21 protein-coding genes and 1 pseudogene are annotated in these 24,881 nt (G+C 61.4%); 15 read left to right on the top strand and 7 right to left on the bottom strand.

The window, feature by feature from the left end:
- The first annotated feature begins 44 nt into the window (after positions 1 to 44).
- The 10 genes and pseudogenes from AB4N43_RS01315 to AB4N43_RS01270 all read left to right on the top strand — a co-directional run bounded on the left by AB4N43_RS01315 (position 45) and on the right by AB4N43_RS01270 (position 10,515).
- The gene (locus AB4N43_RS01315) at positions 45 to 923 is read left to right on the top strand and encodes an amino acid ABC transporter permease (protein ID WP_027923055.1); all 879 of its coding nucleotides are present in this window, start codon (positions 45 to 47) and stop codon (positions 921 to 923) included.
- A 10-nt stretch (positions 924 to 933) separates the two neighbouring features.
- Positions 934 to 1,698 carry an amino acid ABC transporter ATP-binding protein gene (locus AB4N43_RS01310; protein WP_027923054.1) on the top strand — a complete coding sequence of 255 codons (765 nt, stop codon included), beginning with the start codon at positions 934 to 936 and terminating at the stop codon, positions 1,696 to 1,698.
- A gap of 39 nt (positions 1,699 to 1,737) precedes the next feature.
- The gene (locus AB4N43_RS01305; protein ID WP_027923053.1) at positions 1,738 to 2,562 is read left to right on the top strand and encodes an ABC transporter substrate-binding protein; all 825 of its coding nucleotides are present in this window, start codon (positions 1,738 to 1,740) and stop codon (positions 2,560 to 2,562) included.
- 190 nt (positions 2,563 to 2,752) lie between these two features.
- Entirely contained in the window at positions 2,753 to 3,601 is an 849-nt protein-coding gene (locus AB4N43_RS01300; RefSeq protein ID WP_027923052.1) for a polysaccharide deacetylase family protein, read from the top strand.
- A complete protein-coding gene (locus AB4N43_RS01295) occupies positions 3,594 to 4,481 on the top strand; it encodes a polysaccharide deacetylase family protein (RefSeq protein WP_460152882.1) in 888 nt (295 codons plus the stop codon). Before AB4N43_RS01300 ends, AB4N43_RS01295 begins: the two co-directional genes overlap by 8 nt.
- Positions 4,478 to 5,826 (top strand): annotated as a pseudogene (locus AB4N43_RS01290) (MmgE/PrpD family protein). The gene AB4N43_RS01295 and the pseudogene AB4N43_RS01290 overlap by 4 nt, the downstream one beginning before the upstream one ends.
- A 150-nt stretch (positions 5,827 to 5,976) precedes the next feature.
- Entirely contained in the window at positions 5,977 to 7,155 is a 1,179-nt protein-coding gene (locus AB4N43_RS01285; protein ID WP_027923049.1) for an MFS transporter, read from the top strand.
- Between the two features lie 160 nt (positions 7,156 to 7,315).
- Positions 7,316 to 8,023, top strand: a complete 708-nt coding sequence (locus AB4N43_RS01280; RefSeq protein WP_460152880.1) for an HPP family protein — start codon at positions 7,316 to 7,318, stop codon at positions 8,021 to 8,023.
- A 230-nt stretch (positions 8,024 to 8,253) separates the two neighbouring features.
- Positions 8,254 to 9,360: an enoyl-CoA hydratase/isomerase family protein gene (locus AB4N43_RS01275; protein WP_460152878.1), complete on the top strand. Its 1,107-nt coding sequence runs from the start codon at positions 8,254 to 8,256 to the stop codon at positions 9,358 to 9,360.
- Between the two features lie 3 nt (positions 9,361 to 9,363).
- Positions 9,364 to 10,515 carry an acyl-CoA dehydrogenase family protein gene (locus AB4N43_RS01270; protein WP_027923046.1) on the top strand — a complete coding sequence of 384 codons (1,152 nt, stop codon included), beginning with the start codon at positions 9,364 to 9,366 and terminating at the stop codon, positions 10,513 to 10,515.
- Between the two features lie 115 nt (positions 10,516 to 10,630).
- Here AB4N43_RS01270 and AB4N43_RS01265 read toward each other — a convergent pair whose 3' ends face one another.
- The 6 genes from AB4N43_RS01265 to AB4N43_RS01240 form a co-directional block, all read right to left on the bottom strand.
- Positions 10,631 to 11,404, bottom strand: coding sequence for an enoyl-CoA hydratase (locus AB4N43_RS01265; protein ID WP_027923045.1), 774 nt, complete (start codon positions 11,402 to 11,404; stop codon positions 10,631 to 10,633).
- A gap of 14 nt (positions 11,405 to 11,418) precedes the next feature.
- Complete coding sequence (locus AB4N43_RS01260; protein ID WP_007945943.1) at positions 11,419 to 12,546, bottom strand: acyl-CoA dehydrogenase; 1,128 nt, start codon at positions 12,544 to 12,546, stop codon at positions 11,419 to 11,421.
- 158 nt (positions 12,547 to 12,704) lie between these two features.
- Positions 12,705 to 13,898, bottom strand: a complete 1,194-nt coding sequence (locus AB4N43_RS01255) for an acetyl-CoA C-acyltransferase (protein ID WP_410921690.1) — start codon at positions 13,896 to 13,898, stop codon at positions 12,705 to 12,707.
- 11 nt (positions 13,899 to 13,909) lie between these two features.
- Entirely contained in the window at positions 13,910 to 14,671 is a 762-nt protein-coding gene (locus tag AB4N43_RS01250; protein ID WP_027923042.1) for an SDR family NAD(P)-dependent oxidoreductase, read from the bottom strand.
- Between the two features lie 16 nt (positions 14,672 to 14,687).
- Entirely contained in the window at positions 14,688 to 16,352 is a 1,665-nt protein-coding gene (locus AB4N43_RS01245) for an AMP-binding protein (protein ID WP_059182907.1), read from the bottom strand.
- A 251-nt stretch (positions 16,353 to 16,603) separates the two neighbouring features.
- Complete coding sequence (locus AB4N43_RS01240) at positions 16,604 to 17,620, bottom strand: AraC family transcriptional regulator (protein ID WP_059183091.1); 1,017 nt, start codon at positions 17,618 to 17,620, stop codon at positions 16,604 to 16,606.
- A 282-nt stretch (positions 17,621 to 17,902) separates the two neighbouring features.
- Here AB4N43_RS01240 and efeU point away from each other — a divergent pair, with 282 nt between their 5' ends.
- From efeU to AB4N43_RS01215, 5 genes are all read left to right on the top strand, one after another.
- Positions 17,903 to 18,742, top strand: coding sequence for an iron uptake transporter permease EfeU (gene efeU / locus AB4N43_RS01235; RefSeq protein ID WP_410921692.1), 840 nt, complete (start codon positions 17,903 to 17,905; stop codon positions 18,740 to 18,742).
- An 8-nt stretch (positions 18,743 to 18,750) separates the two neighbouring features.
- The gene (efeO, locus tag AB4N43_RS01230; RefSeq protein ID WP_460152874.1) at positions 18,751 to 19,950 is read left to right on the top strand and encodes an iron uptake system protein EfeO; all 1,200 of its coding nucleotides are present in this window, start codon (positions 18,751 to 18,753) and stop codon (positions 19,948 to 19,950) included.
- A gap of 18 nt (positions 19,951 to 19,968) precedes the next feature.
- A complete protein-coding gene (efeB, locus tag AB4N43_RS01225) occupies positions 19,969 to 21,267 on the top strand; it encodes an iron uptake transporter deferrochelatase/peroxidase subunit (RefSeq protein ID WP_194940097.1) in 1,299 nt (432 codons plus the stop codon).
- 24 nt (positions 21,268 to 21,291) lie between these two features.
- Entirely contained in the window at positions 21,292 to 22,116 is an 825-nt protein-coding gene (gene efeO, locus AB4N43_RS01220) for an iron uptake system protein EfeO (protein WP_460152872.1), read from the top strand.
- A 193-nt stretch (positions 22,117 to 22,309) separates the two neighbouring features.
- The gene (locus AB4N43_RS01215) at positions 22,310 to 23,527 is read left to right on the top strand and encodes an MFS transporter (protein ID WP_460152870.1); all 1,218 of its coding nucleotides are present in this window, start codon (positions 22,310 to 22,312) and stop codon (positions 23,525 to 23,527) included.
- Here the strand turns inward: AB4N43_RS01215 and pssA are convergent.
- Complete coding sequence (pssA, locus tag AB4N43_RS01210) at positions 23,484 to 24,827, bottom strand: CDP-diacylglycerol--serine O-phosphatidyltransferase (protein ID WP_027923035.1); 1,344 nt, start codon at positions 24,825 to 24,827, stop codon at positions 23,484 to 23,486. The genes AB4N43_RS01215 and pssA overlap by 44 nt on opposite strands.
- Positions 24,828 to 24,881 lie beyond the last annotated feature (54 nt).

Genomic DNA, 24,881 nt, shown 5'->3' with positions numbered 1-24,881 from the left:
AGGGATCAAGTTGGACCTGTGATACCAGTGTACGGAGAAACAACATGAGCCAGACCCAGGCAGAACGACTCCAGTCGGAGCGCAAACTGGCGGAAAACCAGTTCGACATCACGCAATACCAGCATGTGCCACGGCGTTATTACGGGCGGATTTTCTTCGCCACCCTCATCGTCGTCGCCATTCTCGGTCTGGTGCGGGCCTTCGCCGAAGGCAAGATCGAATGGTCGTACATCGGCCAGTTCCTGACCTCCCAGGCGATCATGTGGGGCTTGCTCAACACCGTCGTCATGGCCGTGCTGGCGATGGCGCTGGGCATTATTTTCGGGGTGATCACCGCGATCATGCGCATGTCGGCCAACCCGATCCTGCGCTACGTGGCCGTGACCTACACCTGGCTGTTTCGCGGTACGCCACTGATCCTGCAACTGCTGTTGTGGTTCAACCTCGCATTGATTTTCCCCACCATCGGCATCCCCGGCCTGTTCGAAATGGACACTGTGAGCCTGATGACGCCGTTCGTGGCCGCCCTGCTCGGCTTGAGCATCAACCAGGGCGCCTACACCGCCGAAGTGGTGCGCGCCGGGTTGCTGTCGGTGGACACCGGCCAGTACGAGGCCGCCAAGTCGATCGGCATGCCGCGCCTGCAAGCGCTGCGCCGCATCATTCTGCCGCAGGCCATGCGGATCATCATTCCGCCGGTCGGTAACGAGTTCATCGGCATGGTCAAAATGACCTCGCTGGCGAGCGTTATCCAGTACTCGGAACTGCTCTACAACGCCCAGAACATCTACTACGCCAACGCTCGCGTGATGGAGCTGCTGATCGTCGCCGGTATCTGGTACCTGGCCACGGTCACCGTGCTGTCCTTTGGTCAAAGCCGCCTGGAGCGTCGTTTCGCTCGCGGCGCCGGCAAGCGTTCTTGAGGAGCCCCACATGAGAAGCATCGTCAAGGCCGTGAGCCTGAACAAATATTACGACCAGTACCACGCGCTCAAGGACATCAACATCGAAGTCGAGCAAGGCGAAGTGCTGTGCATCATCGGCCCGTCCGGCTCCGGCAAAAGCACCTTGCTGCGCTGCGTCAACCAGCTGGAAAAGATCGACAAGGGCGGCCTGTGGGTCGACGGCGAACTGGTGGGTTACCGCGTCGTCGGCAACAAACTGCACGAGCTCAACGAGTCGCAGATCGCCCGTCAACGCCTGTCCACCGGCATGGTGTTCCAGCGTTTCAACCTGTTCCCGCACATGACGGTGCTGCAAAACATCATCGAAGGGCCGTGCCAGGTGCTCAAGCGTTCGCCCAAGGAGGCGCACGAAGAAGCCGTGGAACTGCTCGCTCGCGTCGGCCTGGCCGACAAGCGCAACAGCTACCCGATCGAGCTGTCGGGTGGCCAGCAACAACGCGTGGCCATTGCCCGCGCCCTGGCCATGCGGCCCAAGCTGATGCTGTTCGATGAACCCACTTCGGCACTCGACCCGGAACTGGTCGGTGAGGTGCTGTCGGTGATGCGCGATCTGGCGCAAACCGGCATGACCATGATCGTCGTCACCCATGAACTGGGCTTCGCTCGCGAGGTTTCCAACCGCATGGTGTTCATGGACGGCGGGCAGATCGTGGAGGCAGGAAGCCCCGAAGAAATTCTAATAAGTCCGCAAAACCCGCGCACCCAAAGCTTCATTTCTGCCGTTCGAACCTAAGCGCTGTTTGGCGCTCACAACACTCATAAGAGAACGACCATGAAGAACTTCGTTATTCCAGCAGTACTCGCCGGCCTGATGGCTTCCAGCTTCACCTTCGCCGCCGAATTGCCGGCCAGCATCAAGGCCAAGGGCGAGATCGTGGTAGCGATCATGCCGAACTACCCACCGATGGATTTCAAGGACCCGGCCACCAACACCCTCACCGGCCTGGACTATGACCTGGGCAATGCCCTGGCCGAGCGTCTGGGCGTGAAGATCAAATGGCAGGAAACCGGTTTCGAACAGATGATCAACGCGCTGACCACCGACCGCGTGGACATGGTCTTGTCCGGCATGACCGACACTGCCGAGCGTCAAGCCAGCGTGACTTTCGTTGACTACTTCACCAGCGGTCCGCAGTTCTACACCCTGCAGAAGAACAAGGACTTCAACGAGATCATCGACCTGTGCGGCAAGAAAGTCGGCACCAGCCGCCGCACCACCTTCCCGTCGGAAATCGCCGAGTGGAGCAAGGCCAACTGCGAAGCCGCCGGCAAGCCTGCAATCAACGTGATCGGCACCGAAGGTTCGGCCGATGCCCGGGCGCAACTGCGCCAGAGCCGTATCGACGCGGCGATGCAGGGCAGCGAGACCCTGCCTTACCTCAAGACCCAGGAAAAGGACATGTACAAAACCGTAGGCCTGCCGATCTCCTCGCAGTTCACCGGGTTGGGCGTGAGCAAGAAAAAGCCTGAGCTGAGTGAAGCAGTGAAGGTCGCGTTGCAGAGCATGATTGATGACGGCAGCTACCAGACCATCCTGAAGAAATGGGACCTGGAACTGGGCGCGATCAAGACTGTGACCATCAACGCCGGGAAATAAGCGGCAGGCTCGCTCCCACAATGGTCTGGGCCAAACACAATTTTTGGCCGACCAATAAACCTGTGGGAGCGGGCTTGCCCGCGATGGCGATCTGTCAGGTGACATAGATGTTGAATGTGCCGGCCTCATCGCGGACAAGCCCGCTCCCACAGGTTTTGTGGTGTACCTATAAATGAATGGAGTGCCACTGATGTCCTCCTCGCTGCAACCCACCTGGCCCGCCCCGCACAAAGCCTGCCTCGCCCTCGCCTTCGATCTCGATGGCCCGACCGGCGATGCCATGCTCAATGGCTCGATCTGGCACAAGCCCGAGTACTTCGGTTTCGGCGGTTACGGCCCTTACCGGGCGCTGCCGCGGATTCTCGACCTGCTGGACGAATTCAGGATTCCAACGACCTTCTTCGTCCCCGCCTGGGTCGTGGAGAACTGGCCGACACAGTGCCAGGCGATTATCGAGCGCGGGCATGAGGTGGCGTACCACGGCTACAAACACGAATCCTTTTACGCCCTGACGCTGGACCAGCAAAAGGACGTGATGAAGACATCACGCGAGGTGTTCTGGAAACACCTGGCGATCCGCGCCGAAGGCTTTCGCACCCCGTCCGGCGATTGGCGCGCCGAGACCCCGGCGATGCTGGTTGAAGCCGGCGTGACCTATTCCAGCAGCATGCGCGGCGATGACCGGCCGTACCTGGTCAAGGTACCCGGCCACGACACGCCGTTGGTGGAAATTCCCGGCCGCTGGGAAATGGACGACTACGCCTCCCTCGCCTACACCCGTGCCCCGAACTTCCCCTCGGGCCTCGACCGCACCGCCAGCTACGCGCTGACCCTCGACAACTGGTGCCGCGAATACGACGGCGCGATGAACGAAGGCCTGTGCCTGACCACCTTGTTCCACCCCAAGATCACCGGCAAACCGGGACGCATCCTGTTGCTGGAAAAACTCTTTGACCACATGCGCCAGCGCGATGACGTGTGGTTCGCGACCTGCCGCGATGTCGCCCAGTGGTGGCTGAAGGAGCACCACCATGGCTGATTTCACTGTGTGGCCTCAAGGCAAGCGCTGTGCCGTGGTGTTGACCGTTGATTACAACGACATCCACGGCATTCTGACCCAGGCGCCTGAAGTCGCCGGGCGCGACAAGACGCTGTCTGTCTGGCGTTACGGCAGCCAACGCGGAGTCGAGCGCTTACTCGGTTTGTTCAAGGAACTGGGGGTGTCCAGCAGTTGGTGCATCCCCGGCATCGTCGCCGAGGAAAACCCCGAACACCTCCGCGCAATACAGGCCGGCGGGCATGAAATCGCCTGTTCAGGCTATCGCCACCAGAACTATGACACCCTCGATCTCGCCCAACAGAGCGCTGAGATTGCCAAGGGTTGCGCAGCGTTGACCGCGCTGACCGGCCAGCGTCCGACGGGGTTTCGCATCCCGGCCGGCAACGGCGCACCGGGTTTCATCGAGGCCTTGAGGGATCAGGGCATTCGCTGGTCTTCATCATGGCGTGGCGATGACTTGCCGTTCAAGCATCCGACTGCACCGGAAGTCATCGAGTTGCCGCTGCACTATGAACTGGAAGACGAGCCGTATTTCGCCTTCAACCTGAGCCCTGCCGTGCCTCCGGCGCAGTCGCGGATCGCGTCTTACAGCCACACCCTGGGCAACCTGCAAATGGACTTCGCCGGGTTCCACCGGTTTGGCCTGTGCTACGTGCTGCGCCTGCACCCGGAAATCATCGCCACGCCGGGGCGCATCGGTGTCCTGCGCGAATTGCTTGAGGGCATTCAGCAACACAAAGATGTGTGGATCGCCACCGCCGCTGAAGTCGCGCAGTGGTGGGCCGGTTCGGCGCAGCCTGTGGCCGAGGATCACCCGGCCTCGGTGTATGAGCGCCATTATCGGGATTACCTCGTATGACCGAACGCATGCAGCGACTGGCGCAGTTTTGCGTCGACACTCGCTACGAAGACTTGCCCCCGGCTTTGGTGACGCAAGCCAAGCGGCACATTCTCGATACCTTCGGCGCGACGTTGGCCGGTTCTGTGAGCGACGTGGCGAAACAGGCGCAACAGGTGTTCGCGGGTGAAACCGGTGAAACGTTGGTCTGGGGCACCGGATTGCGGGTCGGGGCCATTCAGGCGGCCATGCTCAACGGCGTCGCGGCCCATGCGCTGGAACTGGACGACACCGGTGGCTGCGACCATTCCGGCGCGGTGGTGCTTCCGGCGGTCATGGCGGCGGTATCGATGTCGCCCCCCCTGTCAGCGGTCGCGAGCTGATCACCGCCGTGGTCATCGGCTACGAAGTTGGCCGGCGCGTGCTGGAAGCCTGTGGCGGTTACTCGGCGCACAACGGCGCGGGCTGGCACTCCACCGCCACGTGCGGTGTATTCGGCGCGGCCGCGGCGAGCGCACGGATCCTGCGTCTGGACCTTCAGCAAACGTTATCGGCGCTGGGCATCGCCGGCAGTTTCAGTGGCGGATTGTGGGCGTTTATCCATGACGGCTCGCACAGCAAAAAACTGCACAGTGGCCGCGCCGCGGAAGGTGGATTGCTCGCGGCACGGTTTGCGCAGCAGGGCATCAGTGGGCCAACGAAGTTGTTCGATGATGTCTGGGGCGGTTTTCTGAAAACCCTCGCCGGCGTGACATCGCAGCCCGAGGCACTGGACGCCGACGTGGGCGTCGTGTGGAAACTCGCCCGCTGTTCGATCAAGCCTCATGCCTCGTGCCGGGGCACGCATTCGGCCATCGACGCATTGGGGCTGTTGCTCGATCAATTGCAGGTCGATGTCGATCAGGTCGAAGACATTCATGTTTCGCTGTGCGGGTTTCTTCAAGGCATGTGCGGCGACCAGGAAGTCAGCACCTTGGCGGCGGCGCAGATGAGTTTGCCGTATGCCCTGGCTGCACGGTTGGTTCATGGTCATTGCCGGTTGCAGGCCTATGACGATGCGCAACGCCGTGATCCGCGTATCGCGCACTGGATGTCGCGCGTTCGCCTTGAAGTGGACCCGCAACTGTCAGAGGATGGCGAGCCGGTTGTCAGCCTGCGAACCGTGGACGGTCGGCAGGCAAGCCTGTGTGTCGACGTGCCGCTGGGAGCGCCGGGGAATCCGTTGAGTGATGCGGCGTTGGAACAGAAGTTTTTCAGTCTGGCCGGGCGGGTGATGTCGCAGGAACGGGCGGCGCAATGGCTTGGGCAGTTGTGGCGGCTGGAGGAGATGGAATCGGTTCGTTTGCTGGATCGGTGGCTGGTTTGATCAAGAGGTTGAATCGGCTGACGCCATCGCGAGCAAGCTCGCTCCCACAGGGCAATGCATTCCAAATGTGGGAGCGAGCTTGCTCGCGATGGCCGCGCCTCGGTCTGCCGGTAAACACTCAAAAAACCAAATAAGGACATTTGCCCCACCGTGGCCACTTACTCGCTCGTTATCCGCCGCTTGATGATTGTCTCGCTGACGATTGTCGTCAGCCGCGCCATCACCAGTCCGCTGCTCACGCTGTTCCTGAGCAACAAACTCGGCCTCAACCAACAGGACGTCGGTTTGCTGCTAGGCATCGCGGTGTTTATCGCTACCCTGCTCGCGCTCTACGGCGGCTACATCATCGACCGTCTGGAAAAGCGCCGACTGCTGATCCTCGCCATGCTTTCCAGTGCCATCGGCTTTGTGCTGCTGACCTTTGCCGAAAACCTCTACCTGACCACCGCCACGCTGGTGATCACTGAAACGGCATCGGCGCTGTTCCTGATCGGATCGAAAGCGATCCTCAGCGAAAACCTGCCCATGGGCCAGCGTGCCAAGGCCTTTTCCCTGCGCTACACCTTGACCAACATCGGTTACGCCACCGGGCCGATGCTCGGCGTGGTGATTGCCGGGGTGTACCCGATTGCGCCATTTCTGATTGCCGGTGGCATCGCGTTCTTCAGCATCTTCCTGATGATCGGCATCCCCAAGGACTCGGCCCCGGTGCCCGCCATCGGCCAACCCCAGAGCTTTCTCAAGACGCTGATCACCCTGAAAAACGACCGCACGCTGATCATGTTCACCTGCGGTTGCCTGCTCAGTACTGTGGTCCACGGCCGGTTCACCTTGTACCTGTCGCAATACCTGCTGGTGACTCACGATTCCAAACGCGCCCTGGAAACCATGGCCGCCCTGCTCGCTTGTAACGCCATCAGCGTGATCCTGCTGCAATACCAGATCGGCCGGTTTCTCAAGCGCGAACAACTGCGCTACTGGATTGCCGGCGGCACCAGCCTGTTCATCGTCGGTTTGATCGGCTTCAGCCTGGCCGACAGCCTGGTGTCATGGTGCGTGGCCATGTTCATCTTCACCCTGGGCGAAATGATCATTTACCCCGCCGAGTTCCTCTTCGTCGACACCCTGGCCCCGGAAGAATTGCGCGGCAGCTATTACGGCGCGCAGAATCTCGCCGCACTCGGCGGCGCATTGAGCCCGGTGATCTGCGGCTTCCTGCTGATGCACACCCCCGCACCGACGATGTTCTATGCCTTGAGCGCACTGACCGCAATGGGCGGATTCCTGTGCTTCATGAGTGGACGGCGCGTGGCAATACTGCAAAATTAATGCACTGAAACTGCATTAATATGAATTTGTCAGTAGATGGATTCAACGGCACACTGTGCCCCGTTCCTCCCCCAATAGTTGGAACACCTTCAAGGGCTTTCTGGATATCCCAGCCAAGCCTTTTTTTTGCTCGTTTTTTTGTTCACGGATCAACTTCATCATGCTCGCTCGCTGGTTGCCCGCCGCCATCAACACCCGCCCTTCCGAATGGAGCCGTGCCGCCATCGGCATGGCCCTTGGGACGCTGTTCAGCGTCTGGGTTTGCGGGCAAGTGTTTGGCATGGAAGTGGCGCAGCACCTGATCGGCCCGCTGGGTGCATCGGCCGTGTTGTTGTTCGCTGTGTCCTCCGGCGCCCTCGCCCAGCCGTGGTCGATTCTGGGCGGCTACTTGAGCGCCGGAGTGGTTTCGCTGCTGGTTGCCCATGTGCTCGGGCGAACCCTCGGCAGTGCCTGCCTGGCAGCGGGCATGGCGCTGATGTTGATGTGCTGGCTGCGTTGCCTGCATCCGCCGGCCGGGGCTTTGGCATTGCTGTTGGTGCTGGCCGATCCGGCCACCATTGCCATGGACTGGAAGGCCCTCGGCCCGGTGATGCTCGGTGCCTCGGCGATGCTGCTCAGCGCCCTGGCCTACAACAACCTGACGCGCATTCGCTACCCCAAACGCGCCAGCGAACCGGTGGCCGTGATCCCCGCCGATCACCCGCCTGTTGACAGCCAGGCCATCACTGCCCAAGACCTGAAAATGGCGTTGGCGGACATGGAGGCGTTCTTCGATGTCACGCCTGAAGACCTCGAACAGCTGATCCATGCCAGTGAACTGCACGCCAAGCGGCGCAGTATCAGCGAAGTACTCAGCAAACGCATTTAACCAATCCTTGTGGGAGCCGAGCTTGCTCGCGATAGCAGTGTGTCATTCAACATTTATGTTGGCTGACAGGACCCCATCGCGAGCAAGCTCGGCTCCCACAAGTTTGTTGCAAAAACGCAGACAGGACCTGCACATTTCCCGGTTGTACATCACAAATTTGCACTGGTACGATCCTGCATCGCTCGCGCGCGAGCTTCTCTATAAAGAACAATAAAAGCAGGGAGTTAGTGATGACTGCTCAGGTTTTATCGAAGGGGACTTCGTCCATGGACGCCACGCAAAACGAAGTGCTGGCCGAGGTTCGCAACCACATCGGTCACCTGACCCTCAACCGCCCCGCCGGCCTCAATGCCTTGACCTTGGACATGGTGCGCGACCTGCAGCGTCAGCTAGATGCCTGGGCTCAGGATCCACACGTACACGCGGTGGTCTTGCGCGGTGCCGGCGAGAAAGCCTTCTGTGCCGGCGGCGATATTCGCTCGCTGTACGACAGTTTCAAAAGCGGCGACACGCTGCACCAGGATTTCTTCGTCGAGGAATACGCCCTGGACCTCGCCATCCACCATTACCGCAAACCCGTGCTCGCCTTGATGGACGGCTTCGTCCTGGGCGGCGGCATGGGTCTGGTGCAAGGCGCCGACCTGCGAGTAGTCACCGAAAAAAGCCGTCTGGCGATGCCGGAAGTCGGCATCGGCTACTTCCCGGACGTCGGTGGCAGCTACTTCCTGCCACGCATCCCTGGCGAGATTGGGATGTACCTCGGTGTCAGCGGTGTGCAGATTCGCGCGGCGGATGCGCTCTACTGCGGGTTGGCCGACTGGTATCTGGAGAGCGAAAAACTGGCCGTGCTGGACGACAAACTCGACCAGCTCGAATGGCACGACACGCCGCTCAAAGACCTGCAGGGCTTGCTGGCTAAACTCGCGGTGCAGCAACTGCCCGACGCACCGCTGGAAGCGCTCCGCCCGGCCATCGACCACTTCTTCGCCTTGCCCGATGTGCCGAGTATTGTTGAGCAATTGCGTCAAGTGACGATTGCCGACAGCCATGAGTGGGCACTGACCACCGCCGACCTGCTGGACAGCCGTTCGCCGCTGGCCATGGGCGTGACCCTGGAAATGCTCCGTCGGGGTCGGCACTTGAGTCTGGAAGACTGCTTCGCCCTTGAGCTGCACCTGGACCGTCAATGGTTCGAGCGCGGCGACCTGATCGAAGGCGTGCGCGCCTTGCTGATCGACAAAGACAAGACGCCGCGCTGGAACCCGCCGACCTTGCAGGCGCTGGACGCCAAGCATGTCGCGAGTTTCTTCACAGGCCTTGATGAGAGTGGGAACTGAGCCATGCACGATATCGAATTGAGCGAAGAGCAAGTCATGATCCGCGACATGGCCCGGGACTTTGCCCGCGGCGAAATCGCGCCCCATGCGCAAGCCTGGGAAAAGGCTGGCTGGATCGACGACGGTCTGGTGGCGAAGATGGGTGAACTCGGGCTGCTGGGCATGGTGGTGCCTGAAGAATGGGGCGGCACCTATGTCGACTACGTGGCCTACGCCTTGGCGGTGGAGGAGATTTCCGCGGGTGATGGCGCTACCGGTGCGCTGATGAGCATTCACAACTCGGTCGGGTGCGGCCCCGTTTTGAACTATGGCACTGAAGAACAGAAACAGACCTGGCTGCCGGATCTGGCCAGCGGCCAGGCCATCGGCTGCTTCTGCCTGACCGAACCACAAGCCGGTTCCGAAGCGCACAACCTGCGCACCCGCGCCGAACTGCGCGACGGCCAGTGGGTGATCAACGGCGCCAAGCAATTTGTCAGCAACGGCAAGCGCGCGAAACTGGCGATTGTGTTTGCCGTGACCGATCCGGACCTGGGCAAACGCGGCATTTCGGCCTTCCTGGTGCCGACTGACACTGCCGGTTTTATCGTCGATCGCACGGAACACAAGATGGGCATCCGCGCCTCCGACACCTGCGCGGTGACGTTGAATAACTGCACCATTCCTGAAGCCAACCTGCTGGGAGAGCGCGGCAAAGGCCTGTCCATCGCCCTGTCCAACCTCGAAGGCGGCCGCATCGGCATCGCCGCGCAAGCCTTGGGCATTGCCCGAGCCGCGTTCGAAGCGGCGCTGGCCTATGCGCGGGATCGGGTGCAATTCGACAAGCCGATCATCGAACACCAGAGCATCGCCAACATGCTCGCTGACATGCACATGCAGCTGAACGCCGCGCGATTGCTCATCCTGCATGCGGCGCGCTTGCGCACCGCCGGCAAACCCTGCCTGTCGCAAGCTTCACAGGCCAAGCTGTTTGCCTCGGAAATGGCCGAAAAGGTGTGCTCGTCCGCGATTCAGATTCATGGTGGTTATGGGTATCTGGAAGACTATCCAGTGGAGAAGTACTACCGGGATGCGCGGATTACGCAGATTTACGAAGGGTCGAGCGAGATACAGCGGATGGTGATCGCCCGCGAGCTCAAAAACTATCTGGTCTGAAGCCTAAAAGCATCGCGGGCAAGCCCGGCTCCCACAGGTTATGTGTCAATGGAAAGGACACCGATAACCTGTGGGAGCCGGGCTTGCCCGCGATGGCGTCAGTCAAAACGCCGCATTACTTACCTTTGAACTCAGCCTCACGCTTGGCAATAAACGCGGCCATCCCTTCCTTCTGATCCTGCGTCGCAAACGCCGCATGGAACACCCGGCGCTCAAAGCGCACGCCTTCGGACAGGCTCACTTCGAACGCACGGTTGACGCTCTCCTTGACCATCATCGCAATCGGCAGCGACTTCTTGGCAATCAGCGCCGCAACTTTCAGCGCTTCGTCCAGCAGTTCATCCGCCGGCACGATCCGCGCGACGATGCCGCAACGCTCTGCTTCCACTGCGTCGATCAAACGCCCACTCAGGCACATTTCCATGGCCTTGGCTTTGCCCACGGCGCGGGTCAGGCGCTGGGTACCGCCCATGCCCGGCAGCACGCCGAGGTTGATTTCCGGCTGGCCGAACTTGGCATTGTCGCCCGCCAGGATGAAGTCGCACATCAGCGCCAGTTCACAGCCACCGCCCAAGGCAAAACCGTTGACCGCGGCGATGATCGGCTTGCGGCGGTTGGCCACGCGATCGCTGTCGCTGAACAGGTCGTCGATGTAGATTTGCGGGTAGGTCAGCTCGGCCATTTCCTTGATGTCGGCGCCGGCGGCAAAGGCTTTTTTCGAGCCGGTCAGCACGATGCAGCCGATGTTCGAATCGGCTTCCAGGCCATCAAGGGCGTGATTCAGCTCGCTGACGATCTGCGCGTTCAACGCGTTCAGCGCTTGCGGGCGGTTCAAGGTGATCAGGCCGACGCGGCCATGGGTTTCCAGCAAAATCGTTTCGTAACTCACAGAGGAACTCCTTCTTATAAATTGCGCGAAATAACCATGCGTTGAATATCGCTGGTGCCTTCGTAGATCTGGCAGACCCGCACGTCGCGATAAATGCGCTCCAGCGGGAAATCGTTGAGGTAACCGTAACCGCCGAGGGTTTGCAATGCCGAGGAGCAGACCTTTTCGGCCATTTCCGAGGCGAACAGCTTGGCCATGGACGCTTCGACCAGCGCCGGTTTGCCGCTGTCACGCAACGCCGCCGCGTAATGCACCATCTGGCGGGCCACGGCAATTTGTGTGGCCATGTCGGCGAGGCGGAACGCAACCGCCTGGTGTTCGATGATCGGTTTGCCGAAACTCTCGCGCTCACGGGCGTAGTCACGGGCCGCTTCGAACGCGGCGCGAGCCATGCCCACCGATTGCGACGCAATGCCGACGCGGCCACCTTCGAGGTTGGCCAGGGCGATTCGATAACCTTCGCCCTCTTCGCCCAAACGGTTGGCGACCGGGACTTTAACGTCTTCGAACAGGATCTGGCAGGTGTCGGACGCGTGCTGACCGAGTTTGTCTTCGACCCGCGCGACTTTGTAGCCCGGCGAATCGGTCGGTACGATCAACGCGGTGATGCCACGTTTACCCGCGCTCGGGTCGGTCACCGCGAACACAATCACCACCCCGGCGTTTTGCCCGGAGGTGATGAACTGTTTGCAGCCGTTGAGCACGTAGTGATCGCCTTCCAGCCGTGCGCGGGTTTTCAGGCCGCTGGCGTCGGAACCGGCCTGCGGTTCGGTCAGGGCAAAGGCGCCAAGCATTGCACCACTGGCCAAGGGCTTGAGGAAGCGTTCTTTCTGATCGTCGTTGCCATAGTGCAGGATCGGTACGCAGCCGACCGAGTTGTGCACGCTCATGATGGTCGAGCATGCGCCGTCACCGGCGGCGATTTCTTCCAGGGCCATGGCGTAGGCCAGGTAACCGGTGTCGCAACCGCCCCACTGCTCCGGCACCAGCATGCCGAAGAAGCCGAGCTCGGCCATTTCACCGATGGCTTCCTTGGGGAAACGGTGTTCGCGATCCCACTCGGCGGCGAACGGTTTCAGCCGTTCCTGGGCAAACTGCCGGGCGGCTTCGCTGATCTGCAGTTGTTCGTCATTGGGAATCATGCCAAGTCCTTAAAATAAGCCTGTCGTACAAAATGACGGGTTGAAACACTGAACCTGTAGGAGCGAGCCTGCTCGCGATGGCGGTCTCATAGTCAACATTTCTACTGACTGATACACCGCTATCGCGAGCAGGCTCACTCCTACAGGGACTGAGTGCTTCAGTAGAGGCATTCAACCGCCATGGCCGTGGCTTCGCCGCCGCCGATGCAGATCGCTGCGACGCCGCGTTTCAGGCCTTTCTGGCGCAGGGCCGAGAGCAAGGTCACGAGAATCCGCGCGCCCGACGCACCAATCGGATGGCCCAAGGCGCACGCGCCGCCGTGAACGTTGACCTTCTCGTGCGCGATTTCCAGTTGGGTCATCGTTACCAGACTGACCACGGCGAACGCTTCGTTCACTTCAAACAGTTCGACCTGGTCCAGCGACCAGCCGGTTTTCTTCATCAACTTCTTGATCGCGCCCACGGGTGCCACCGGGAACAGGCCCGGTGTGTCGGCAAACGCCGCGTGGCCGTGAATCACGGCCAGTGGTTTCAGCCCTTGTTTCTCGGCTTCGGAACGGCGCATCAGCACCAGTGCCGCCGCGCCGTCGGAAATCGAACTGGAGTTCGCCGCCGTGACCGTACCGCCCTCGCGGAACGCTGGTTTCAACGAAGCAATCTTGTCCAGTTTGGCTTTCGGTGGCTGTTCGTCGTTGCTGATCAGTACTTGCTCCTTGCCGACCATGACCGACACCGGGACGATCTCGTCCTTGAAGCTGCCGTCCTTGATCGCCTGCTGCGCGCGGGTGGTCGAGGCGATGGCAAAGGTGTCTTGCGCTTCGCGGGTGAACCCGTTGGTTTCCGCGCAATCCTCGGCAAAAGTGCCCATCAGGCGGCCCTTGTCGTAGGCATCTTCCAGACCGTCGAGGAACATGTGATCGAGCACACGGCCGTGGCCCATGCGATAACCGCTGCGCGCGCGGTCCAGCAGGTACGGCGCGTTGGACATGCTTTCCATGCCGCCCGCGACCACCACGTCAGCACTGCCGGCCATCAGCATGTCGTGGGCCAGAATCGCTGCTTCCATGCCCGAACCGCACATCTTGTTGAGCGTGGTGCAACGGGTCGATTTGTCCAGCCCGGCGCCCAGTGCAGCCTGGCGCGCCGGCGCCTGGCCGAGGCCAGCGGACAGCACGCAGCCAAACAGCACTTCTTCAACGGATTCGGCGTTGATGCCGGCGCGCTCGACCGCGGCACGGATGGCCAGGGCGCCGAGCTGCGGCGCGGTCAGGCTTTTCAGGTCGCCCTGAAACCCGCCCATCGGGGTGCGGACGGCGCTGACGATAACAATCGGATCGTTGGCAATGGTCATGTCAAAACTCCTTACTTGGCGGCCATGCGCAAGGCACCGTCAAGACGGATCACCTCGCCGTTGAGCATGCTGTTTTCAATGATATGCCGGACCAGCGCGGCGTACTCGCCGGGTTTGCCCAGGCGCGGCGGGAATGGCACGCCAGCGGCCAGCGAATCGCGCACTTCCTGGGTCATGCCGGCCATCATTGGCGTTTCGAAAATGCCCGGGGCGATGGTCATCACGCGGATGCCAAAACGCGCCAGTTCACGGGCGGCGGGCAAGGTCAGGCTGACGATGGCGCCTTTGGATGCGGCATAAGCCGCCTGGCCGATCTGGCCGTCATAGGCAGCGGCCGAGGCCGTGTTGATGATCACGCCGCGTTCGCCATCGGCGTCCGGCTGGGTTTCGGCGATGGCCGCCGAGGCCAGGCGCAGCATGTTGAAGCTGCCGATCAGGTTGACGTTGATCACCTGGCTGAAACTGGCCAATGCATGCGGGCCGTTCTTGCCGAGGATTTTCTCGCCGCGCACGATACCGGCGCAATTGACCAGACCGTTGAGGCCACCGAAGGCTTTGACCGTGGCCTGCACCGCCGCTTCCGCCGCCGCTTCGTTGCTGATGTCCGCGACCACGCTTTGCGCGCCCAGGCGCTGGGCCTGCGCCGCCACGGCCTCGGCATTCATGTCCACCAGCATCACTTTGGCGCCGGCCGCGACCAGCATTTCAGCCGTGGCGGCCCCCAGGCCGGAAGCACCGCCGGTGACCAGAAAAATCTTGTTTTCGATCTGCATCATTGTTTCCTTGGATTCAAGCTGAAACGTTCTTCGCGGCGGCCTCTTGAGCCTTGGCGATTTCCTGGTTGCGCAAGATAAAGCGCTGCAATTTGCCGCTAGGGGTTTTCGGCAACTCGCTGACAAATTCGATTTCACGGGGATAGGAATGCGCCGCCAGACGCTTGCGCACGTGTTGGCGCAGTTCTTCAGCCAACTCCGGTGTGGCGCGGTATTGCTCGCAGATCACGACGAAGGCCTTGACCAGTTCGGTGCGCTCCGGATCGGGTTTGCCGACCACCGCTGCCTCGACCACGGCCGGGTGCTCGATCAACGCACTTTCCACGTCGAACGGGCCGACGCGGTAGCCGGAGGTGGTGATCACGTCATCGCTGCGACCGACGAAGCTGATGCTGCCGTCCGGGTTCCACTCCACGGTGTCGCCACTTAAATAATAGTCGCCGACGAACGCTTTGGTCGGCGCGCCTTCATAGCCGTTGAACCAGCACATCGGCGACTGGGTACGATCGATGGCCAGAATGCCGGGCTGACCGACGCCGAGCTCCTTGTATTCTTCGTCCAGCACCACGATGCGGTGGCCAGGCGAGGCAAAACCGGCGGCGCCAACGTGAACCGGGTGTTCCAGTGCATGGTGATTGCACAGGACCATGCCCAGTTCGGTCTGGCCGTAATGGTCGTGGATGACCACGCCGAGGTTGTCGGCGAACCAGCGGATCACTTCCGGGTTCAGCGGTTCGCCGGCGCTGCTGACGATGCGCAGCTTGCCCTTGATCGACTTGGCGAACTCGTCGCCGCCCGCGATCAGCAGGCGGTAAGCCGTCGGCGATCCGGTGAGGTTGGTAATCCCGTACTTGTTGATCACCCGGCAGGTACTTTCGAGGGTGAATGGGCCATCGTAAAAGGTGATCGGATGCCCCATCGACATCGGCCCGGTGACGCCGAAATAGATGCCGTAGGCCCAGCCCGGATCGGCCACGTTCCAGAACGCGTCTTCGGGACGCAAATCCACGGCGTCGCGGGTGTAGCTCTGGAACGCGACGATGGCTTTGAGCGGCACCGACAAGGCTTTCGAAGGGCCGGTGGTGCCCGAAGTGAACATCAACAGGAACGGGTCTTCGCCGGTCAGCAGCACCGGTTCGCAGTCGGCGGAATAATTCGCCAGTTCGGCCCAGAAGCTGTAATCGCCACGGACGATGCCCTGGCCTTTGGCGCCACCGACGGTGACGACGGTCGGGCAGTCGGCGACTTCAGCGAGTTTCGGGCGATTGACCGCGTCGGTCACCACGACTTTGGCCCCGGAGCAGCCGAGACGGTGTTCGATGGCTTTGGGGCCGAACGCGGTAAACAGCGGCTGATACACCGCCCCAATGCGCCAGGTGGCGAACACGGTGATCAATAATTCGATGTTGCGTGGCAGGAGGCCGGCGACCTTGTCGCCCTTCTTCACCCCTTGGGCCAGCAGGAAATTGGCAAAACGCGCGGCCTTATCCTGCAAGTCGCAGAAGGTGTACGTGGCGCTGGCGCCATCGCGCCCTTCCCAGAACAGCGCAATGCGCCCCGGCAAGGCATGCCGGTCGCAACACTCGACACAGGCGTTGAGCGCTTGCAGGGAACCGCTGAGTGCGGCGTCGACGGTGTGCTGATAATTGAACTGTGATGTGGCAGACAAGTAATCGCGCATTGCCAGAATCCCTTTGTATTTTTATTAGGTTGGGGGAACCGTAAAAACCAGGGAAATACTCGCTCTGTGGGCAGAACGGGGCAATGGTCAAAGTTATCAAGTTGCGTGACTGCTTTGGCCAAGGTTCAGGAGGTGGGGCGCCTGAGCGGACGCCATCGCGGGCAAGTCACGCTCCCACAAGGGACTGCATTCCAAATGTGGGAGCGTGGCTTGCCTGCGATGGCGTCGGTCGTATCTATACAGGGTTTGGATCAGTGCGCTTCGTTCAGAATCAGGCTGCGGTAATGCCCCGGATTAGACCCCGACCACTTGCGGAACGCCTTGTAGAACGAACTGGCATCGGCAAACCCCAACCGCGTCGCGATCTCGGCGAAGCTGATGCTCGGCTCGGCCAGCCAGACGATTGCCAGTTCCTTGCGCACGCTGTCCTTGAGCCCTTGATAGGTCTGCCCTTCTTCCGCCAGACGCCGGCGCAAGGTTGAGGCCGATATGCACAGTTGCTGCGCCAAGGGTTCGGTCTCGGGCCACTGTTCAGCGGGGAGCTGTCGCAAGTTGTGCTTGATTCGGCTCGCAAGGCTTTCCGGATCACGGTACTTGACCAGGATATTGGCCGGCGCATGGGCCAGGAAACGCTTGAGTTCTTCCGGGCTGCGCTTGATGGGTAAATCCAGGCAGTCGGCCGAGAAAATCATCCGGGTGCGCGGGCGGTCGAAGCGCAGGTTCTCGGAGAACATCACCTGATAGTCGTCGCAAAAATCCGGCGCGGCGCAGCGCAATTCGATGGCCAGAATCGGGATGCGCCGCCCGGCCAACCAGCAGGCCACGCCGTGGACGATCATCCAGTAGGTAAAGTAGGTGAAGGCGCGACGCGGGTCCTGGTCGTCTTCCAGCAGCACGATTTCGGCCAGGCTTTGCTGGCGAACCAATTGCGCGGGCACGTGTTCGAGCATCAACGACAGAAAGCTCAACCCCGTGGTCAAACCAGCAGCGAGGCTGGGCTGAACCATGGAGCAACGACAAAGAAATTCGAGGCTGCCGGACTTGAGCTTGCGCGGGTCCATGCCAAAAAATTCGTCATCGCCACGCCGGGCCAGCAAGCGCCAGAGCCGCGCATAGGCGGTGGCCGGAACACGGGCATCGGTGGTCTGCAGCCAGGCCGGATCGATGCCGACCTTGTTCAACACCTCGTCGGTGGCCTGACCGGGGGCGCAACTTTGCAGCAGCGCTTCGCGCACCAGTTGAATGGAGATGGTGTCTTTTTCCGACATTGAGCGCGGTGAGCCCTGTTGTTTTTTGAGTGTGGGCATCTTACCGCAGCCGTTTGCCCAGTGCAGATCCCTGTAGGAGTGAGCCTGCTCGCGATAGCGGTGTGTCAGTCACCTCAGTTGCTGACAGTCAGTCCGCCATCGCGAGCAGGCTCACTCCTACAGGGGAATGTGTGATGCTCAAGGTCGTTCAGGTTAGGTTCAGGTAAATGGCAATCAACCCCATATGGGAATGAGTGTCATTATGTTACAAATTAGCACCCTATCTAATTCCACCGGTGCTGAATGCTCGTTCCTTTCCTGATCATGCTGCGCGAAGGCATTGAAGCCGCGTTGATCGTTGGCATCATCGCCAGCTACCTCAAGCAAACCGGCCGTGGCCAGTGGATGCCCGCCGTGTGGATCGGCGTGTTCCTCGCCGCCGCCCTGGCCCTGCTGGTGGGCGGTGGCCTGGAGCTGGTCAGCGCCGAGTTCCCGCAGAAACAACAAGAGCTGTTTGAAGGCGTGGTCGGTCTGGTGGCCGTCGGCATTCTCAGTTCCATGGTGTTCTGGATGCGTAAAGTGGCGCGTTCGATCAAGCATTCCTTGCATGTATCCCTTGATCACGCGCTGACCGGTTCCAGAAACCAGGTGTTCGCGCTGATCGCCATGGTGTTTTTCGCCGTGGCCCGGGAAGGCCTGGAGACAGTGTTCTTCCTGCTCGCCGTGTTCCAGCAAAGCGAAGGCCCCGCCGCGCCCATCGGCGCCCTGCTCGGCCTGGCCCTGGCCATCGTCATCGGTTTCCTCATCTATACCGGCAGCATGCGCCTGAACCTCAGTGCGTTTTTCCGCTGGACCGGGTTGTTCATCCTCGTGGTCGCCGCCGGCATTCTCGCCAACTCGGTGCAGGCGCTGCATGAAGCCGGGCTGTGGAATCACCTGCAAACCGTGCTGTTCGATTTCAGCGCCACGCTGCCGATGGACGGCCCGCTGGGCTCGGTGCTGGCAGGCATGTTCGGCTATCAGGACGCGCCAACCGTCAGCACCCTCGGCGCTTATCTGATTTACCTGGTGGTGGCGCTGGGGATGTTTTTTCTCCCGGCCCCGGCACCCGCAAAACAGTCTTCTTCCGTTTCCAGTCAGTAAGGGCTTTCATGTCAACGCCTACTCCAAATGTGGCCGCACCTTCCAGGGCTTTGCGCTGGGCGGTGGCCGGTTCGGTGATCGTGATGATCGCCGCCGGCGGCCTGTTCTACTACGCCTCGAACATGGCCGCGGCCAAACGCCAGGCCAACCATGACGAAATCGTGGTGAACATTCACCCGCACAGCTGCGAGCCGAATGCGTTGACGGTCCCGGCCGGTCGCGCCAGTTTCCGCATCGTCAACCGCTCGGACCGCGCCGTGGAATGGGAAATCCTCGACGGCGTGCTAGTGCTCGAAGAGCGCGAGAACATCGCGCCGGGCCTGAGCCAGGTGATCAACGCCAACCTAGCGCCCGGCGACTACACGATCACCTGTGGCTTGCTCAGCAACCCGCGCGGCACCTTGCACGTGACCTCGACGGCCGCGTCCGACGCCGCCGCCAAGGCCAAACCGTCGATGGCCGCGTTCATCGGGCCGCTGTCGGAATTTCGCGTGTACCTGAGCAGCCAGAGCACGGCGCTGATCAAAGCCGTCACCGCGCTTGAGCAAGCGATCGAGGCCGGCGACCTCAACCAGGCCCAAGCCTTGTACGTGCCGGCCCGTGCCGCGTATCAACGCATCGCCCCGGCCGCCCAGCGCCTGGCCGAACTGGACAACGCGATCAATGCCCGCGCCGACTATTTCGAAAAACGCGAACAGGACCCGGCCTTCGTCGGCTTCCATCGCCTGGAATACGCGCTGTTCCAGCAACGCAACCTCGACGGTCTGACGCCAGTGGCGCAACGCCTGACCAGTGATGTCACCACGCTCAAACAACAATTGCTCGCCGAGCCGCTGCCGCCGGAACAACTGGTGAGCATTGTGGTGCGCAACCTCAACACCCTCGCCGACGTACGCGCCAGCAGCGGTGAAGAAGAACGCTACAGCCACACCGACCTCAACGGATTCGCCGCCAACCTCGACGTCGCGCACAAAGTTGTCGAGCTGTTGCGACCGATGCTGAGCAAGATCGCCGCTGACGTTCTGTCGAAGATCGACAGCGCCCTCGCCGCCTTCGACAGCGAACTCAATGGCCTCAAGGTCAAGGACGGCTACGCCAGCTACGACAGTGTCAGCGCCGAACAACGCAAACAGATCGCCGACAAGGCCCAGGCACTGGCCGACGCCCTCGACACCATCGATCCCGCCCTTGGCCTGTCCGGCCTGTAAGCAGAAGACGACATTCAGATGAACGATTCAGAGCAATTCAACCTCCAGCGTCGCCGGGTCTTGATGGGCATGGGCGCCGCCGGTATCGCATTGGCCGGCAGCGCCCTGAGCTGCCCGGCGATGGCCGCCAGCCCCGCGCAAGTTACCGAAGCGCCGAGCAGCGACCAGACCGAAGACCGCCACGCGTTCCATGGCAAACACCAGACCGGCATCGTCACCCCGCGCCCGGCGTCGGGCATGCTGGTGTCGTTTGATGTGTTGGCCAGCAACCGCGAAGACCTCGAGCGGCTGTTCCGTACCCTCAACGAGCGCATCGCGTTTTTGATGAAGGGCGGCCCGGTGACCCAGGTCGATCCTAAATTGCCGCCAGTGGACTCCGGGATTCTCGGCCCGGTGGTGACGCCGGACAATCTGACCATCACCGTCTCGGTGGGCGAGTCGCTATTCGATGAGCGCTTCGGTCTGGCCAACGTCAAACCCAAGCGGTTGATACGCATGGTCGGTTTCCCCAACGATGCGCTGGAAGCTGACTGCTGCCACGGCGACTTGAGCGTGCAGTTCTGTTCCAACACCACGGACACCAACATCCACGCCCTGCGCGACATCGTGAAAAACCTCCCGGATTTGCTGCTGGTGCGCTGGAAACAGGAAGGCAGCGTGCCGCCGCAGGCCCCGGCGAAACCGGGTGTTCCGGCACAGAGTGCGCGCAACTTCCTCGGTTTCCGCGACGGCTCGGCCAACCCTGACTCCAACAACGCCAACGCCATGGACAGCATTGTCTGGGTCCAGCCCGACAGCGATGAACCGGCCTGGGCGGTAAATGGCAGCTATCAAGCGGTGCGGATTATCCGCAACTTTGTCGAGCGCTGGGACCGCACGCCGTTGCAGGAACAGGAAAGCATTCTCGGACGGGTCAAAAGCACCGGAGCCCCCATGGGCGGCGCCCATGAAACCGAGGTGCCGGACTACGCCAAAGACCCGGAAGGCAAACTGACCAAACTCGACGCGCACATCCGCCTGGCCAACCCGCGCACCGCCGCGACCCAGGCCAACCTGATCCTGCGCCGTCCGTTCAACTACTCCAATGGCGTGAACAAAAACGGTCAGCTCGACATGGGCTTGCTGTTCATCTGTTACCAGGCCGATCTGGAAAAAGGCTTCATCACCGTGCAAACCCGTCTGAACGGCGAACCGCTGGAGGAATACCTCAAGCCTGTCGGCGGCGGCTACTTCTTTACTTTGCCGGGTGTCACGGGCGATCAGGATTTCATCGGTCGCTCGCTGCTGGACGCCACTCATTCAACAACAACCGCCTAACAACGCCCAACACGGAACCGCCCCATGAAAAAGTCGCCACTCGCTTTGCTGCTGACCCTTGGCTTGCTCAACACTCCGTTTTCAGCGTTCGCGGCGACCGCGCCGCTGGACCTGGTGGGGCCGGTCTCGGACTACAAGATCTACGTCACCGAACAACTGGACGATTTGGCCAGCCATACCCAGCCATTCACCGACGCGGTGAAAAAAGGTGACTTGGCCACCGCGCAAAGGCTCTATGCCCCGACCCGCGTCTACTACGAGTCGATCGAGCCGATTGCCGAGCTGTTCAGTGACCTGGACGCGTCCATCGACTCCCGCGTCGACGACCACGAAAAAGGCGTGGACGCCTCCGACTTCACCGGCTTCCACCGCCTCGAATACTCGCTGTTCTCGGAAAAAAGCACCCAAGGCCTGGGCGACCTGGCCGACGGTTTGAACAAAGACGTCAAGGATCTGCAAACCCGCGTCGCTGGCCTGACCTTCCCGCCTGAGAAAGTCGTCGGCGGCGCGGCGGCGTTGCTGGAAGAAGTGGCGGCGACCAAGATCTCCGGCGAAGAAGACCGTTACAGCCACACCGACCTGTATGACTTCCAGGGCAACGTCGACGGCGCAAAGAAAATCGTCGACCTGTTCCGACCGCAGATCCAGAAGCAGGACGCGGCGTTCATCGCCAAGGTCCACAAGAACTTCGCGACCGTGGACAAGATCCTGGCCAAGTACAAGACCAAGGACGGTGGTTTCGAAACGTATGACAAGGTGAAAGAGAGCGACCGCAAGGCGCTGGTTGGGCCGGTGAATACGCTGGCGGAAGATTTGTCGACGTTGCGTGGGAAACTCGGTTTGAACTGAGGTTTTGTAGCGTCTGGGCTGTCCCCATCGGGAGCAAGCTCGCCCCCACAGGGGTTTTGTGTTGGTCACAGTTTCAGTGTGGGAGCGGGCTTGCCCTCGATGGCATTATCACTATCACCGATATTCCCCCCGCTTTCCCGATACCCGCGCTACCATCCCCGCAAACAATAAAAGCTCACGGAAGGCTCACCCCATGACCCCCGCCACCTTCGACCTGCGCCCATTAATGGTGGCCAACATGGCCTGTTCCATGTCGATGATGGCGTTTGTCTCGCTGATCGGCCCGATTGCCCGGGTGCTGGGCCTGGCCACGTGGCAGGCCGGTGCGGCGGTGACGGTGTCCGGGGTGATCTGGATGCTGCTGGCCCGCCCGTGGGGCCAGGCCAGTGATCGCTATGGCCGGCGCCGCATTCTATTGATCGCCACCGCCGGTTTCACCCTCGCCTATTGGGCCTTGTGCCTGTTCATCGACGCGTCATTGCGATTCTTGCCATCGGCGCTGCTGGGGTTCATCGGTTTGATGATCGGCCGCGGCTTGATCGGCGTGTTCTATGCCGCGATCCCGGTGGGCGGCAACGCGCTGATCGCCGACAACATCGAGCCGCAGCACCGCGCCAAAGCCATGGCAGCGTTGGGTGCGGCCAACGCCTGTGGCCTGGTGATCGGGCCGGCCATCGCCGCGTTGCTCTCGCGTTTCAGTTTGAGCCTGCCATTCTACGTCATGGCCGTCCTGCCGTTACTGGCCTTTCTGGTATTGCGCTTCAAGCTCAAGGGCCAGGAATTGCACCTGCGGCAAGTACCGCGCAAGGTGCACCTGAATGATCCGCGCCTGCGCCGGCCCATGGCGGTCGCGTTTGTGGCGATGCTGTGTGTGTCGATTGCGCAGATCACCGTCGGCTTCTTCGCCCTCGACCGACTCGGCATGAGCCCGGCCGATGCCGCGCAAACGGCGGGCATTGCCCTGACCATGGTCGGTTTCGCGTTGATCTGTTCGCAACTGGTGGTGCGCCGGCTGGAATGGCCGCCGCTGCAGTTGATCCGCGCGGGTGCACTGGTGGCGTCTGTGGGATTTGCCAGCAGTATCCTCGCGAATACCGCGTGGGGCTTGTGGCTGTGCTTTTTCGTTTCGGCGGGCGGGATGGGGCTGATTTTTCCGTCATTCGCCGCGTTGGCGGCGAACGCCGTGGACGCCTCGGAGCAAGGCGCGACCGCTGGCTCCATCGGCGCTGCGCAAGGCTTTGGCGTGGTCATCGGGCCATTGGCAGCCACATTGATCTACGACCTGGACCCGCGCCTGCCCTATCTGGCGGCCGCTTCGCTACTGCTGCTGGTGGCCCTGTGGCCAAAGCCCCCGGCAGCGCTGAGCCTTACAGAATCCGATAGAGCAACCGCTCAATCCGCACCCGACTGACGCGCGTGAGGAACTTGGCCACGGCCGGCGGGTAGTCCAACAGCGTTTCGAGGTTCTGGTAACGCTCGATGCGCTGGGTGTTTTGGAAAATCTCCACCAGCTCAGCCTTGCGCGGCTCCAGCAACTCGCCTTTCGGGTCATCGATCAGCAGCGCGTTTTCCAGGTCAAGACGGAACGCTCGCGGGTTGAGGTTGTTGCCGGTCAGCAAGGTGTAGCGCTGGTCGATCCACATGCCTTTGAGGTGATAGGTATTGTCGCCATCGCGCCACAAATGCAGGTTCAGCTTGCCGCTGTCGATGCTGTGTTGATGGCGTTTGGCAAAACGTCGCAGGCTGATCTCATACAGGTACGGCAGCGCCGCGATCACCTTGAACGGCTCGCTGGGCGGGATGTAGAAATCGTTGGCGGTCTTGTCGCCGACCACGATGTCGACCTTCACGCCCCGGCCCAGCGCCCGGTTGATTTCCCGGGTCACCGCCAGCGGCAAGTTGAAGTACGGCGTACAGATGGTCAGTTGATGCTGGGCGGTGGCGATCAGCTCGCAAATCACCCGGTTCAATGGATTGTTCTTGCCCACACCGAGCAACGGACTGACGCACAAATCGCCTTTCAGCGTGGTGCCGGCGGTGGTGTCGTAGGCGGCGTGCTTGAGGCGGCTGCGCAGGTCGCCGATGTCGTTGCGCAGGCTGCGGGTGGTCGGCAGGTTCGGCAAGTCGAGGCGGTGCACGGCTTTGGACGCGATGAACCCGTGCTGGATCAAGTGCTGCATGGAGTTGGCCAGCGCCTGGTTCTGCAGCACGTGATAGCGGTCGAAGCGGTACTTGTCGAACTTGTGCAGGTACACATTGTTCAGGCTCGCACCGCTGTAGATCACGCAGTCATCGATGACAAAGCCTTTCAAATGCAACACGCCAAACAACTCGCGGGTCTGCACCGGCACGCCATACACCGGCACTTCACTGGCGTGGGTGCGCGTCGCTTCCTGATACCACGCAGAGTTTCCCGGTTGCTTGCCGGCACCGATCAGGCCGCGCTGGGCGCGCAACCAGTCCACCACCACGACCACGTCCAGCTGCGGACGCGCCAGTTTGGCGGCGTGCAAGGCATCGAGGATTTCCTGCCCGGCTTCGTCCTGTTGCAGGTACAGCGCGACGATATAGATGCGGTGCGTGGCCTGGGCAATTTTCTCCAGCAGGCAACGACGAAACTCGGCAGCGCCGGAAAGGATGGTGACGGCATCGGCGGTCAGCGGAAAACTGCGCAGTTTGGGCAGCAGAGGGCGTTTGAAAAGCGACGGCATAGGGCTCGCAGTGGGTCGAATCCGAAGAATTCAAGAGCTTACACCATGGATGGG

Source organism: Pseudomonas sp. S2_B07 (genome assembly GCF_054668435.1).
This window is presented reverse-complemented; position numbering and strand designations above follow the sequence as displayed.